Raw genomic sequence first — 14,492 nt, forward strand, 5'->3', positions numbered from 1 at the left:
TCGATTTGGTGTTTTGGTGACCTCGCTGCGAACGCGGATGCGCCGCCAACCAATTCGCGGGACGGCCGATTAACCCAATCCGGCCGCTTTATGCCAAATGAATCGCGCCATTGAAACCGGCGAGTTGTTACTGGCCGGAACGATTGACCAGTTCGAGTTTTTCTGCCGCCGCAGATCATTGAAAATGGGATTTCACTGACCTGGAATTTTGCGGTTACCCGATGGATATTCACTTCTGCCTGGGGAAAAAACGGGCGTTTTTTCTCGAATTAGTGTCGGATCCTTCCATCGTTGTTCGGTCTATGCGGGGTAGACCCACCCAATCAGCGCACAGTTAATTAACGAAAAACCATAATCCTTGCAAGGCATGAATAACCACGATCGGTTATGAAAAGTTGAAACCTCGGCTGGGTTGTGTAGCGGCGGCAAGCCTTGGACTTGCAGTCGGAAGGGAGTCCGCAAATACCGTTTATGTCTGCGGCCGTCATTGTGCCGACAGGTGCGAACGTTACACTGAGTGGCCTTTTTGCTGGTTTTGCAGCCAACAGTAGTGGCCTCATCACCGTGAATGGCGGGAACATTACGACGACAAACCCGCAGTCGCAGTATTACATCGGTTTTAACGGATCGGGAACGCTGAACGTCAGCGCCGGCGGCACGGTCTTCAGCGCCTCTCAGAGCCACGTCGGTGACAACCCGGGCAGCAGCGGAGTACTCACAGTTGCCGGTGAAGGTTCGATGTATACGAACGCGGGCTTTTTTATTGTTGGGAACAGCGGACCTGCGCAACTGAGCGTGACAAATGGGGGCGCCGTTTCCAGTTCGAGCGGGACTCTGCAGATCGGGGGCGGATCGACGGCGACGGCCGTCGTCAGTGGCGCCGGCAGCACGCTTTCCGCCGGAACCTGTCTCGGTGTCGGTGTCAGTCCGGGCAGTGTAGGCATGCTGACGATCACTGACGGTGGCAGGCCGACGAGTGGCAGCGGGACTTACCTCGCCTTCAATGGTGCCTCGGGCGGCCTGCCGCCGTCCGCAGGAACAATCGTGGTGTCGAACGGTGGTGGGTTGCTCACGTCACCGCTCCTCGTGATCGGTTCGAGCGGCACTGCGGATTTGCAGATCAAGTCCAACGGCACTGTGACGATCAGCGGGAAGACGATTGTCGGCGCCATCGCGGGGACGAGCTCGCTCGAGATCAGCGGTCCTGGAGCGTCTGGGGCGACGTCGGTTTCCGCTACGCCTGGTGAGCTGCCGTTGACTGCAGGTCTCGCGCTGAGCGAGAGTAGGTACGGCAGCCTGTAACCGCAGGCGGGAAGCTCGGCACGAATCCTGCAATTCTTCACGCAGCAACGATTCTTTCCTATGCTTTAAGCAACGACGAGCCCGCCGGAGCTGCCATTGCCGAGTCGCAGGACCGAGGGCCGCACGCCTGCGCCGTGACATCGAATCAAAGCAGCCGTTCGCGCATGTTTCGATGATTCACCGGCTACCCGGCGGTCTGGATGGCGACGTTTGGACTACCCAGCAAACGAACGGAGCGTGGCGATGAAGCGGAGCGAGTCACCCCAGCCGGTCACGATGCTCGAAGCACTGATACCGATCGCTGGCCTCGTCTTTCTCGTCAGTCTGTCCTTCTACCTGTTCGGCGATGGTGGTGCGAACGGGCCGAACCAGGTGGCACTCGTCGTGGCGACCATGCTGGCCGTATTCGTCGGTTGGCGTCGCGGTCATTCGCTCGCTTCGCTGGGCGAGGCCGCGAATGCCAGTGTCAGTTCCGGTATCGGCGCGATTCTCATCCTGTTCGCAGTCGGCGCGCTGATCGGCACGTGGGCGCTCTGCGGCACGATCGTCGCCATGGTCTATTACGGGCTGAAATTGCTGAGCCCGGACTACTTTTACGTCTCGGCGGCTGCAATCTGCGCGGTGATCTCGTTCGCCATTGGGACCTCGTGGACTGTCGTGGGTACGATCGGAATCGGCCTGATGGGCATTGCGCACAGCATGGGCCTAAGCCCCGCCATAACGGCCGGTGCAGTGATTTCCGGCGCTTATTTCGGCGACAAGTCTTCGCCGCTCTCGGACACCGCGAATCTTGCGGCCGCTGCCGCCGGTGTCGACCTGTATCAACACGTGCGAGAGACGCTGCTGACATCACTCGTCGCGATTGTCATCACGCTGGCCGTGTTTTATCTGCTTCGCCGCCCGGGCGCCTTCGATGCGAGCGCGGAGGTTGCTGCAATGCAGAGCGCATTCTACATATCGCCCGTGCTGTTCCTGCCGCTCATTCTTGTCGTCGTGCTGACGCTGTTCCGGCTTCCGCCATTTACCACCATCTTTCTTGGCGCATTGGCGGGTGGCGTGGTTGCCGTTTTCGTCGAGCCAGCGCGAGTCCTCGCATTTGCCGCCGCGCGAGAGGGCGTGCCGATCCCGATTGCGATGCTCAAAGGCGTATGGCTTGCGCTTGGGAGCGGCTACAGGTCCACGACTGGAAATCCAGTGCTTGATACGCTCCTCACTCGCGGCGGTATGGACAGCATGTTGAATACTATCTGGCTGATCATCACGGCACTGGCATTCGGAGGGGTGGTCGAGAAGTGCGGTGCGATAGAACGCCTCATTGCCCCGGTAGTCGATTGGGCCAGGAGCGGTGGGGCGCTGGTCGGCTCCCTGGTCCTGGCGACTATCGCGACGAACATCGTTACGGCAGACCAGTTCATCGCAGTCGTGCTGCCGGCCCGGATGTTCAGAAATGCATTCGCGGCACGCGGCTACGCGCCCATCGTGTTATCGCGTTCCGTTGGTGATTCGGCCACGACCACAGGCGCGCTGATCCCTTGGAACAGTTGCGGCGCGTTTATGGCGGTGACCCTTGGCGTGCCGACACTCAGTTATGCGCCCTATGCCGTATTTTGCGTGGTAAGTCCGCTGCTGACGGTGGCGATCGCCTACGCGGGTATCCGCATGCCACGCGTCCCTCCAGCCCAGGCCGGGACCTCAACGGCAGGCGGCCCCCCAACTCCGGTCCATGAAGACGCCAAACAGAATTGACGGGTATTCTTACTCGAGTCGTGAGGCACCCTCGCTCGTGGCCGATACCCGGCGCGCGATGTGTTTCCAACCTATTGCAAGCGTTCTTCCGTCCGACGAACCGTCGGCAATACTGTAAGGAGCAGTCAAGATGAAAATGCAACGAAACGCTCCCCGGATCGCGTCCATGATGCTCGCCGCGGCATTCACACTGGCTCAGGCAGGCGTCGCAGTGTCGCAGACGGCTGCTCCGCAGAGCGCCAGCGAGATCCATAGGACCGGCATGCCCGAGACACAGCAGCAGGGCGACATATCGTTCGTGACCGGCGGAGTCGGTCGCGACGAGTCGACTGCGCTGCGGCAGGCACGAAGGCAGTGGCCGTTGTCTCTGCAGTTCACCGGTCCCGGGGCGAGCTATGTGGCCGACGTCCAGGTGAAGATTGCCAAAGTTGGCGGCGCGACCGTGTTCGAGGCCACGTCGAAGGGGCCGTACATGCTCGTGCGGCTGCCTCAAGGGCGCTATACGGTCAACGCCACTTACGGCAGCGTGACCAGAAGGGAGACCGTGAACGTCCGCGGCAATGGCAGCGCGCGTGCGACGTTCGCGTTTCCGTCCACCCACTGAGCGCGGTCCCGACGCCGCGCCGAAGGTCGCGCGCGTCGCGTTCGTTTGACCAGGGGCCTGGACCCAGCTATAGGCTTGTTTGGCTTTTACACGCCAGTATCTGTACTTTTGCGGAACGAAAGCCTCATGCCTTGAGCACGTTTTTCCCCTTCGTCCCGAGCAACGGCAAGTCGCGGATCCGCACACCGGTCGCGTCGTCGATCGCATTCGCGAGCGCCGCGGCGGCCGGGCCTTGCGCCGCTTCTCCGACCCCGAGGAATGGCAGGCCCGGCCGGTCGATCAACAGCACGTCCACGCGTTTGGGTACGGACGAGAAGCGCATGATCGGATAAGTGCTCCAGTCATAGCTCGTGATGCGTTGCGGGTCGAAATGCGTTTCTTCATAGAGCGTCCAGCTCGTGGTTTGCAAAATGCCGCCTTCGATCTGATTGCGCACGCCGTCCGGATTCACGATCTGTCCGCAATCGACGGCTGCTACGACACGCTCGATGCTGAGCTCGCCGGTATCGCGCATGACCGTCACGTCCATCGCGACGGCAAGGTAGGCCATCAGGTTCTTGTATTGGGCAAACGCAAAGCCGGTACCGTGCGAGCGCGGGCTCGAGTCGCCCGTTCGCGCGCTGCGGGCTCGCCAGCCGAATTGATCGACTACGGCGCTAATGACGCCATGCGCGCGCGGATCATCGAGATGTTTGAGGCGAAACGCCACGGGGTCGGCGTGCGCGGCTCTGGCGAGCTCGTCGATGAAGCTCTCGATCGCGAACACGTTCATGTGCGCGCCGAGCGAGCGCATGGCAGAGACACGTATCGGCATCGTCGGCACGAAATGATGCTGCACGTGCAGGCTGGGCACGCGGTAAAGCGGAATGCTGTTGCGGTCGCCTCCGCCTTCCGGCATCGGAATCGGCTTCGGCGGCGCGGGGGTGAACGGTTGCGCAAGGAGCTGCGCGGGCAACAGGCGGCCCGCATTCTCGATGCGGTTGTTATGCGTGTTGCTCCATAGCTCGTAACGCCAGTCGGCAAGCGTGCCTGCCGAATCGAGCGTTGCATTCGCCTCGACTGTCATGGCCGGGCCGAACGGCTCCCACATGTGTTCCTGTTCGCGCATCAATTGCACGCGCACCGGGCGGCCAGGCAGCTCGCGTGCAACGAGTGCGGCGTCGGCCGCGACATCGTCCGCGCCGTTGTGTCCGTAGCAGCCCGAACCTTCCACATGGACGCAGCGCACCTTGTCGGGTGGCATCGCGAGCATTTCGGCGATGCCCGCACGCAGCGGATAGACGCCTTGCGTGTGCGTCCACACGGTCATCACATCGTTGTCGAGCTGCGCGACAGCGCACGATGGCCCAATCGAGCCATGCGTCAGATACGGCCTCGAATAGCGCGCCCGCAGCGTCGCCACAGGCGCGGCCGCGCCCGTCGCTGCGCCCTGATCGGCCACCTCGATTTCCTGTGAAGGCAGACTCATCAGCAGCGCGTGAACGTTCGCCGGATCGGGCAGTGGCGGCCCGCCCTGCCATTGCGCTGCAAGCGCAAGCTCACGCATCGCGAGGATCGCGCGCCATTCGTCGTCGGCGACCACCGCGAGGTAGTTGCCGTTGCGCACGACCTTGATGACGCCGGGCAGCGCTTCGACGCGCCCGCTATCGACTGCGACGAGGCTCGCGCCATAAGACGGCGGCCGCACGACGCGGGCATGCAGCATGCCGTGCGGCCGGAGATCCTGAACATAGCTCGCGCCGCCCGTCACCTTGCCCGGTATATCCACGCGCGGCAGCATATGGCCAATCAGCGCGTAGGCCGATGGCGGCTTTTTCGGCGCGTCGGGCTGCGCGTTCTGATGGAAGTCCGCGTATTGCGCGGCTTCGCCATAGCTCACGCGTCTTCCGTCGGCGGCAATGACGGCGCCGTCGCGCGTCGTCAGGGCCGCTGCGTCGACGCCCAACTGCGACGCCGCGCTCGCGACCAGCAGCGCGCGTACCTGAGCGGCGGCGTTGAGGATCGCGGTGCCGCTGTCCGCCATCGTGTGACTGCCTGCGGTGTAGCCTTCGTTCGGCGTTGCGGCGGTGTCGGCGGTGATCAGCTCGATCGCATGAGGCGCGAGATCCAGCTCTTCCGCGGCGACCTGCAGCAGCGCGGTGCGAATGCCCGTGCCAAGCTCCGCCTTGCCCGTGAATACGCTCACGTGGCCGTCAGGGGCGACCTTGATCCACGCATCGAGCAACGGCGTGCTCTTGAGACTGCCCGGCAGCTTCGGGGCGCTCGCGTTGAAGGTGCCCGCTTCGGTGGTGGTTTGCGCAAGCGCGGCCATGCCGGGCACGATCGCGAAGCTCACCATCAGCGAGCCGCCAACGAGGAAGCGGCGCCGCGCGGGGTCATTGGGGCCGCTGCCGTGAGCGACGGAGGACGGGCGGCCGTCGCTCACGACTGCGCTCCCTCGTCCGTTCGCGGCGAACCCGTGGCGACTTGCCGGATCGCCGCGAGAATGCGCATGTGCGTGCCGCAGCGGCACAGGTTCGGCTGCATGTAGCGGCGGATCTGTTCATCGCCTGGGTGCGGGGTTTGCTCCAGCAGCGTGTGCGCGCGCATGATCATACCGGCGATGCAATAGCCGCATTGCGCGGCTTGCTCGTCAATGAAGGCTTGCTGAAGTGGTCCCGGATGTTCCGCGCTGCCCAGTCCTTCGACGGTTCGCACTGGCCGGTCGCCAAGGGCCACGACCGGCATGAGGCACGAGAACACCGGTTCGCCGCCGACGCTGACCGTGCATGCGCCGCATTGACCGAGACCGCAGCCGAACTTCGCGCCATCGAGCTGCAACTGGTTGCGCAACACGTAGAGCAGCGGCGTTGACGGGTCGACATCGACCGTATGACTGACTCCGTTGACGTTGAGCGTGATCATCGTGGCAGGCCGTCCTTGCGAAAATGCGCGACCGCGCCGGCGTCGAGCGAGGGCCACGCGTCGCGTGCGGTGAAGCGTTCGCGCGTGTAGTTGGCGAGCTCCGCTATCTGGGCATCCGTGAATGTGTTGGCGAATGATGGCATGAAGGGCGCGCTATCGCTTTCGTGCCAGTCGATTCCATCGAGGATGATGCGGACCATGTTGCGCGGGCTGTCGGCGTTGACGGCCGTGGAAAGGGACAGCGACGGTCGAGCGCCCCCGCTCGACATCGGCGCGCCTTCGGCATGGCACGATGCACAGGCCGCGGAGAATAGATTCGCGCCGCCGCCGGGCGCGGTGGACACGGGCGCGGCGGAAGCGGAGGGCGAGGCGACCGGATGCTCCGGCACGCCTGGGCTCCCGGACGGCAACGCCAGCAGATACGCGGCAATCGCCTCTACGTCGGAGGCGGACGCGTCGGCGAGCATGCGCGTGACGGGGCGCATCGGACCCGCCGCCGCCCCATGGGCGCTCGCGAGGCCCGTGCGCAGATAGCTGACGAGCTGTGCCTGCGTCCAGGGCGTGGGGCGTGAAGTGAGGTCCGTCAGCGCGGGCGCATCCCATCCGTCGATCGTGCCGCCTTGCAGCGCGCGGTCGCGGCGTTCGGCACCGAGGCGGTCGAGCGGCGTGTGGCACGCACCGCAATGACCGAGGCTTTCGACCAGGTATCGTCCGCGTGCGACATCCGGCGCTTCGGGCAGGGCCGGCGCTGCTTCGGTACCGGTATGCAGGTAAAAAAGATTCCACACGGCGATGAGGGGCCTGAAGCCGAGCGGGAAGATCAGGTCGTTGTGCGGCGCAGGCGCCTTGACGGGAGCGCGGCTCATCAGCCACGCATACAGCGAGCCCATATCGGCATTGCTGATGTGCGTGAAGTGCGGATAGGGGAACGCGGGATAGAGCAGATGGCCGTCGCTGGACACGCCGCGCCGCATCGCGCGCGCGAACGCGTCGAGCGACCAGCCCCCGATACCCGTCTCGTTGTCCGGGGTGATGTTGGTCGAGTAAATGATGCCGAAGGGTGTTCGCAGTGGCAGTCCGCCCGCGAGGGGCAGGCCGCCCGTCGCGGTGTGGCACGCGACGCAATTACCAACGGCCGCGAGCTTCGCGCCGCGCGCCGCGGCCGCGGTATCGCTGCCGGCCGCGAAGGGCGCGGTCACGGCAACCGGCGCGGGCTCCCCAGCATGCGCGGTGGGTCCGCCGTATGCGGCCATGAGGGCAACCACGACAACGGCCACGCCTGCACTCGCCACCCGTCCTTTCATCTAGCCTCCATCGCCAAGCCGTCCGCATCATGGTTCCAGACTACGCCGCGCGGCTCCAGGTGGCGCAAGCGGCGTTCCTGATATTCGCGGAAGTCTGCGGCTGTCCGCCGCTCCGCGGTTGGCCGCTGTCTACGAGGACGGAAGCTTTAGGGTCGAACAGCGGCAGGTCGCGATAACGGTCTCGCCTAGCCGGCTGCGATCGCGATGGCGATCTGCACGAAAAGCACCTTGACGATGGTCATCGACGGAAAAATCATCGCGTACATGACGTCGGGCTGATCCGTTGGCGCGATGCGGTTGGCGAAGGCGAGAATCGCGGGATTGCCGGTCGCCCCGCAGATCACGCCGACCGATGTATCGAAAGACAGTCTGAAGACCCACAGGCAGCACACAGCCGTGACGCCGACGAGCACCAGCAGCGTGATCACGCCATAAAGCAGCAGCAGCGGTCCGGCAGTGCCGACGGTCGCGACGAACTTCGGTCCGCAAGACAGGCCCACCTGCGCGAGAAAAATCGTCAGCCCGAGATTGCGCAGCACGAGATTTGCAGAGAGCGGCATCACCCACACGAACGGTCCGCTGCGGCGCGCCTTGCCGAGGCACAGCGCGACCAGTAGCAACGCCGCGAGACCCAGGCTGAACACGCCGAGACCGGGCGCGCGCAGCGGGATCGCGCCGACCAGCAGCCCCGCTGCCGCGCCGATGCCCAGACAGATGAAACTGAGGTCGGCCGTGCCCTTGATCGAATCGCCGAAAAACGCGCGGACCCTCGCGCGATGCGCGCTACTGACGAGCAGGCCGACGCGGTCGCCAGCTTCGAGAATGAGCTCTGGCGTCGACAGTAGATCGGCGTCGCCGCGCCGCACGTGCGCGACCGCGCAGGTCACGCCATCCGGAAAGCGCAGATTGCCGAGCGCCGTGCCGACGACCGACGGACTCGACGCGAACACGCGCATATAGTCCAGGTCTTCCCGATGACTCGAGATACGCCCGGGCTGTAGCTCGCCGCAGAGCGCCGTTGCTTCGTCGAGCGGGCGGCGCTCGGTGGCGGTGGCAAGGAGGACGTCGTCGGCGCGCAGCGTGAAGTCGTCGCTGGGCAACTGATTGTGATGCGCGCGCCGCACGGCCGCGATCACTACGCCGGCAGGCAGGCGAGTCGAGAGCTCCGACAGCCTGAGACCGAAGAGACTGGCATTGCGCAGCGCGATTTCCGCGGTCTCCAGCACCTTCGCGGGCGGTTTCGGTATTTTGGCTTTCAGGACTGAGTTCAGCACATAGAGGAATAGGATCGGCCCGGCCACGCCGAACGGATAGGTGACGCTATAAGCCACGGCGGCATCGCTGCTTTTCATCGATGCGATGGCAACCTGCAGGCTCGCCGTGCTGGTGCCGCTGCCGGCGAACATGCCGAGCGCATCGGCGAGCGTGATGCCGAAATGGATGAAGGCGCACGCCACCAGACCCGAAACGATCACGCCCAGACATGCGGCCGCGTTGGCCTTCACGCCTTCCCGGCTCGTGAGTCCGCGGAAGAACTGCGCGCCGTACTGAATGCCGATGCCATACAGAAACAGCAGCAGACCGAGCGTGCCCAGCAACGCCGGCGGCGCGGATTTCGGCGCGAACGCGCCGAGCGCCAGTCCAACGAACAGCACGGCCCCCGAGCCTAGAGCCACGCCCTTGATAGTGATTTCGCCGACCAGGTAGCCAAGCGCGATGGTCAGAAAAAGCGCGAACAGCGGCTGAGTTTCGAGGAAAGTTCTGGCTGCTTCCATGCCGCCCCCTATAGGTGGACAAAGCAACGCGACTGAGCGCTTCCACCGGGCAGGCCTCGCGTTCGACGCGCGGCAGTTGCTGACGATATTCGTTGCTGCTATCGCATTGCGCCTGCGAGGTTGCCCGAGCCGAGACCCACGATCAGATCGAGTGCGCCGTTCTTCAACGCTTGCGTCGCGACCACGCCCGCCGCTTTCAATGCGGCCGCGTCGATGCGCGACGCGTCCGATAGCTCGACACGCAACCGCGTGGCCGCCAGCGCGTCGAGCTTCCTGATGTTGGCCGCGCCGCCCAGCGCCGCACGAATCTTTTCCGCGCGCTCCGTTTCCTGCGGCGAGTTTTGCACCGACGCGGCCACAGCCGCTGGAGCCGCCGCCGCTGCGCCTTCCACACCAGGCACCCCCGCCGCCGGCAAATCCGCTTCGGCGCCCGCTGTCTTCAGATAGTCCTGCATGTCGGTTTTCATGTTCTCCGACAACGGCCCGAAGATTGCCTGCACACCGTTGCCCATGCGCACCACACCCGCGGCACCGAGCGCCTTGAGCTTGTGTTCGTCGACGCCCGCCGGGTCCTTCACGGAGATGCGCAGCCGCGTGATGCAAGCGTCGAGACTCGTGATATTGGAGCGACCGCCAAAGGCGAGTACGAGTTCGCGCGAACGTCCTCCCGCGCCGCTCGCGGCAACCGCCGCTGTTTCCGCCGCGTCGTCCTCGCGACCGGGTGTCTTGAGGTTGAAGCGCGTGATGACGAAGCGGAACACGCCGTAATAGATCACCGCGTAAATTGGACCAAGGATGAAAACGTACCACGCGTGCGTGGCCTTCCCACCGATCAGGTTGAACATCAGAAAATCGATGCCGCCTTGCGAAAACGTGAAGCCCATGCGCATGCCCAGTGTGTTCGCCACGAACTGCGCCGACGCCGCGAGGCATGCGTGAATCAGGTAAAGCACCGGCGCGACGAACAGGAACGCGAATTCGATCGGCTCGGTGATGCCGGTGAGGAAAGAAGTCAGCGCGGCCGAGACCATCATGCCGCCGACGGCCACCTTCTTCTCCGGCTTCGCGCAATGCCAGATCGCGATCGCCGCGGCCGGCAGGCCGAACATCTTGAACAGGAACGCGCCCGCCAGGATGCCCGCGGTCCGGTCGCCCGCGAAAAAACGGGTGATGTCGCCGTGAACCGTCCTGCCGGTCGTCGGGTCGAGGTAGCTGCCCATTTCGAAGAAGAACGGCACGTTCCAGATGTGATGCAGGCCGAACGGAATCAGCAGACGTTCGACGAAACCGTAGACCGTCGCGGCGGTGCGCGGGTCGGAAACCGCCGCCCAATGCGAAAAAGCCTTGATTGCGCTGCCGATCGGCGGCCACACGAAAGACAGGATCGCGCCGAGCACGATCGAGCCGATCGCGGTCACGATCGGCACGAAGCGCTTGCCGGCGAAGAAGCCGAGATAGGGCGGCAACGTGATCCGGTAGTAGCGGTTGAACATCCATGCCGCAAGACCACCGGCGAGGATGCCGCCGAACACGCCGGTCTGGATCGACGGTATGCCCATGATCGTGTCGGTTTCGACGCCCTGGAGCTTGCCGATCACACCCAACGTGGCCGTCATCACCAGATATCCGATCGTTGCGGCGATGCCCGAGACGCCATCGTTCTCGGTGAAGCCGAGCGCGACGCCGATCGCGAAGATCAGCGGCAGGTTGCCGAAGATCACGTCGCCCGCGTTCTTCATCAGCGCGAGCACGACGACCGGCACGTAACCGTGAAAGTCGGTGGCGCCGAGACCGAGCAGCAGGCCGGCCACCGGGAGCACGGCGACGGGCAGCATCAGCGATTTGCCGATCTTCTGCAAGACTCCGAAGGCATGCGAGAACATGGCTGATCTCCTGTTGATCCGCTCACTCGGCAAAGCGCGACAGATGCGCGCGGACTTCCGCGGCGGTGCCCAGACACAGCACCTCGGCGGCGAGCTTCCTGGCTTCTTCGGTCGTCACGCGTGCAAGCTGAGCCTTGATCGAACCGACCGCCGGAATGCTTACCGACAGCTCGTCGATGCCAAGGCCGACGAGCACCGGCACCGCCATCGCATCCGACGCGATGCCGCCGCAAATGCCCACCCATTTGCCATGCTTGTGCGCACCGTCGACCGTCATGCCGATCAGACGCAACACCGCCGGGTGCAGCGCGTCGGCCTGCTTCGCGAGTTGCGGATGGCCGCGGTCCATCGCGAGCGTGTATTGCGTGAGATCGTTCGTGCCGATCGAGAAGAAGTCGACTTCGCGTGCGAGCGGCTCGGCGATCAGCGCGGCCGCGGGGACTTCGATCATGACGCCGACTTTCACGCTCGCCGCGCGATCGCCGGCTTCTTCGAGCAGGATCTTGCGCGCTGCCCGCACCTCCTCGATCGCGGCGATCATCGGGAACATCACGTGCAGATGCCCAAGCGGCGCCGCGCGCAGGATCGCGCGCAGTTGCGTGCGGAAGATGTCGGGACGCTCCAGGCTCACGCGCACACCGCGCAGGCCGAGAAACGGGTTGTCCTCCTTCGGCAGCGGCAGATACGACAGCGGTTTGTCGCCGCCGACGTCGAGCGTGCGGACCACGAGCGGCCGCTCGCGGCCAAGCGCTTCGGCGACGGCGCAATATTCGGCGGCCTGTTCGTCTTCGGTTGGCGCGGTGTCTCGCGCGTCGAACAGGAACTCGGAGCGCAACAGGCCCACGCCTTCGGCGCCGGCCGCGACCGCATCGCGTGCTTCCTGCGCATTGCGGATGTTCGCGACGACCTCGACGCGGTGGCCGTCGGCCGTCATTGCGAGTTTGGTTGCCGCGAGCTTTTCGTCTTCGCGTTTGGCGGCCTGGCGGCTGATGCGTTCGCGCGCCTTCTCGAGTTCCTCGGCGCTCGGGTTGCGCCGCAAGCTGCCGCGCGAACCGTCGAGCACGACGGGCGTGCCGTCGGCGAGTTGCAGCGCGCGCGCGTCGATACCGCAGATCGCCGGAATGCCGAGCGAGCGCGCGAGGATCGCGACGTGGCTCGTTGCGCCGCCGCTCGTCGTGCAAAAGCCGAGCACCTTGCTGCGATCGAGCGACGTGGTGTCGGACGGCGACAGTTCCTCGGCAATCAGGATCGATTCGTCCGGCACGTCGATCCGCGCCTGCTTCACGCCGGCGAGCAGCGCGAGCACACGGCGGCCGACGTCGCGGATATCGCCGGCGCGTTCGCGCAGCAGCGGATTGTCGAGCTTTTCGAGCGTGCTTGCCTGGTTCTGGAACGCATCGCGCCACGCGAACCCCGCGCCCTTTCCCGCGCTGATGCTGCTGATCGCGGCGTCGTTGAGGTCAGGATCGTCCAGCAGTTCGAGATGCGCGTCGAGAATCTGCGCTTTCGACGGATCGGCGAGCGTCGCCTTGAGCGCGTCGATCTGCTGACGCGCCTGATGCTGGGCCGCTTCGAGTTGCGCCCGTTCGCGTTGCGGCGACTCGCCCGCTTCGTTCACCTCGATGACCTGCTGGCGGAACTGCACGATCCTGCCGACCGAAAGCCCTGGCGAAGCGGATACGCCGATGAATTCGTTGGTGTCGGCGGGAGCCGCTTCTGTCGGTGCTGGCACCGGCGCAGCCGCCGCGGGTGCGGGCGCATCGCCGGGCTTTTCGCCCGATCCCTCGCCAAGCAGACGCGCGACGGTGCTGGCCGCCTCCGCCGCGTCGGGACCGCGGGCCTCGATGCGCAGCTTGTCGCCGAACTTCGTTGCGAGCCCCATGATCGCGACGACGGACTTGGCATTTGCGCTGGCATCGCCGCGCAGCAGCCGGATCTCGGACTTGAATTTCTTCGCCTCGACCGCGACGACCGCGGCGGGCCGTGCATGCAGGCCCGCTGGATTCGGCAGCGTGATCTCGTCGGAGAAGATCGCGCCGGTGGCGCTGGCCGTGTCCTTGTCCTCCATGCTGCCGACCAGCTCGACGTACAGCGCCACGTCGGTGCCGGCGACGACGAGCCCTTTCGCGGGAACGTAGCGCGTGACGAGATCGCCATTGGCGATCACCATTTGCGTGAGCAGGCTGGTTGCTTTTGCGCCGACCGCGATTGGGTCGAAGCGGATCAGCGGCGTGCCCGTCGCGACGGCGTCGCCTTCCTTGACCAACGGCATGAAGCCCTCGCCGCGCAGCAACACGGTGTCGAGCCCGATGTGCAGCAGCACTTGCAGACCGTTGTCGCCGGTGATCGTCGTGGCGTGGCCAGAGCTATGGAGTTGCGTGACCTTGCCGGCAAGCGGCGACAGCAGTTCATCCGAGGTCGGATCGATCGACACGCCATCGCCGACCATCTTCTGGGCGAAGACCGGATCGGGCACGCTCTCGAGAGGAACCAGTACGCCCGACAGTGGTGCCATCAACCCGATGCGCTGAGGACGCTGAGGAGCTTTCATCGCCAGGACTCCTTGTACATTGACGCTCGCCTCAGGTGGCTCGACTCGAGCCGCATGGGCGCGACATTCACACCTGCGGTCGGCACCATTGCCGCTCACGCCGCTCACGCCGCTCACGCCGCTCACGCCGCTCACGCCGCTCACCCACTTGTGAGCGGCGCACGTTACAAAAGCGTCGGTGACAAAAACTCGGGAAACCAGACAAGGTCGCGCACGTCGCCCGTGTGCGCCCGGGCAGCCTCGACCGGGATGAATGGAGAAACGTCAGGCGCGCTCCGACGGCGCTGTTTGCGTTTGCCGGGCCGCCTCGCACCCGTGCGCAACCTTTTGCACCTTGGTCCCGGAAAAAAGGACCCGGAAAGCGCTCTGAAAAAGAGCATATGTTACTGAGCGCAGATTGCAAGACAAGACGATTTCGGACGG

The 14,492-nt window shown here is 64.8% G+C and carries 9 protein-coding genes; 3 read left to right on the top strand and 6 right to left on the bottom strand.

Features of this window, described 5'->3' with window-relative positions:
- Positions 1-471: 471 nt before the first annotated feature.
- The 3 genes from F6X39_RS15615 (at position 472) to F6X39_RS15625 (ending at position 3,652) form a co-directional block, all read left to right on the top strand.
- Positions 472-1,302: a hypothetical protein gene (locus F6X39_RS15615; protein WP_187617250.1), complete on the top strand. Its 831-nt coding sequence runs from the start codon at positions 472-474 to the stop codon at positions 1,300-1,302.
- A 243-nt stretch (positions 1,303-1,545) separates the two neighbouring features.
- Positions 1,546-3,048, top strand: a complete 1,503-nt coding sequence (locus tag F6X39_RS15620) for a Na+/H+ antiporter NhaC family protein (protein WP_187617251.1) — start codon at positions 1,546-1,548, stop codon at positions 3,046-3,048.
- Positions 3,049-3,178: 130 nt separating this feature from the next.
- Positions 3,179-3,652: a carboxypeptidase regulatory-like domain-containing protein gene (locus F6X39_RS15625; protein ID WP_187617252.1), complete on the top strand. Its 474-nt coding sequence runs from the start codon at positions 3,179-3,181 to the stop codon at positions 3,650-3,652.
- Positions 3,653-3,776: 124 nt separating this feature from the next.
- Here the strand turns inward: F6X39_RS15625 and F6X39_RS15630 are convergent, their stop codons facing one another.
- The 6 genes from F6X39_RS15630 to ptsP all read right to left on the bottom strand — a co-directional run bounded on the left by F6X39_RS15630 (position 3,777) and on the right by ptsP (position 14,069).
- On the bottom strand, positions 3,777-6,077 hold the full coding sequence (locus tag F6X39_RS15630; RefSeq protein WP_187617253.1) for a xanthine dehydrogenase family protein molybdopterin-binding subunit: 2,301 nt from the start codon (positions 6,075-6,077) through the stop codon (positions 3,777-3,779).
- Entirely contained in the window at positions 6,074-6,556 is a 483-nt protein-coding gene (locus F6X39_RS15635; RefSeq protein WP_187617254.1) for a (2Fe-2S)-binding protein, read from the bottom strand. Before F6X39_RS15635 ends, F6X39_RS15630 begins: the two co-directional genes overlap by 4 nt.
- On the bottom strand, positions 6,553-7,860 hold the full coding sequence (locus F6X39_RS15640) for a c-type cytochrome (protein WP_187617255.1): 1,308 nt from the start codon (positions 7,858-7,860) through the stop codon (positions 6,553-6,555). Before F6X39_RS15640 ends, F6X39_RS15635 begins: the two co-directional genes overlap by 4 nt.
- 185 nt (positions 7,861-8,045) lie before the next feature.
- Positions 8,046-9,635 (bottom strand): aspartate:alanine exchanger family transporter, encoded by a 1,590-nt coding sequence (locus F6X39_RS15645; RefSeq protein WP_187617256.1) that lies wholly within the window; start codon positions 9,633-9,635, stop codon positions 8,046-8,048.
- 98 nt (positions 9,636-9,733) lie between these two features.
- Entirely contained in the window at positions 9,734-11,518 is a 1,785-nt protein-coding gene (gene ptsG / locus F6X39_RS15650) for a PTS glucose transporter subunit IIBC (protein ID WP_187617257.1), read from the bottom strand.
- Between the two features lie 22 nt (positions 11,519-11,540).
- A complete protein-coding gene (gene ptsP, locus F6X39_RS15655; protein ID WP_187617258.1) occupies positions 11,541-14,069 on the bottom strand; it encodes a phosphoenolpyruvate--protein phosphotransferase in 2,529 nt (842 codons plus the stop codon).
- Positions 14,070-14,492 lie beyond the last annotated feature (423 nt).

Source organism: Paraburkholderia sp. UCT2, assembly GCF_014397665.1.
In the GTDB taxonomy this organism is placed as follows: domain Bacteria; phylum Pseudomonadota; class Gammaproteobacteria; order Burkholderiales; family Burkholderiaceae; genus Paraburkholderia; species Paraburkholderia tuberum.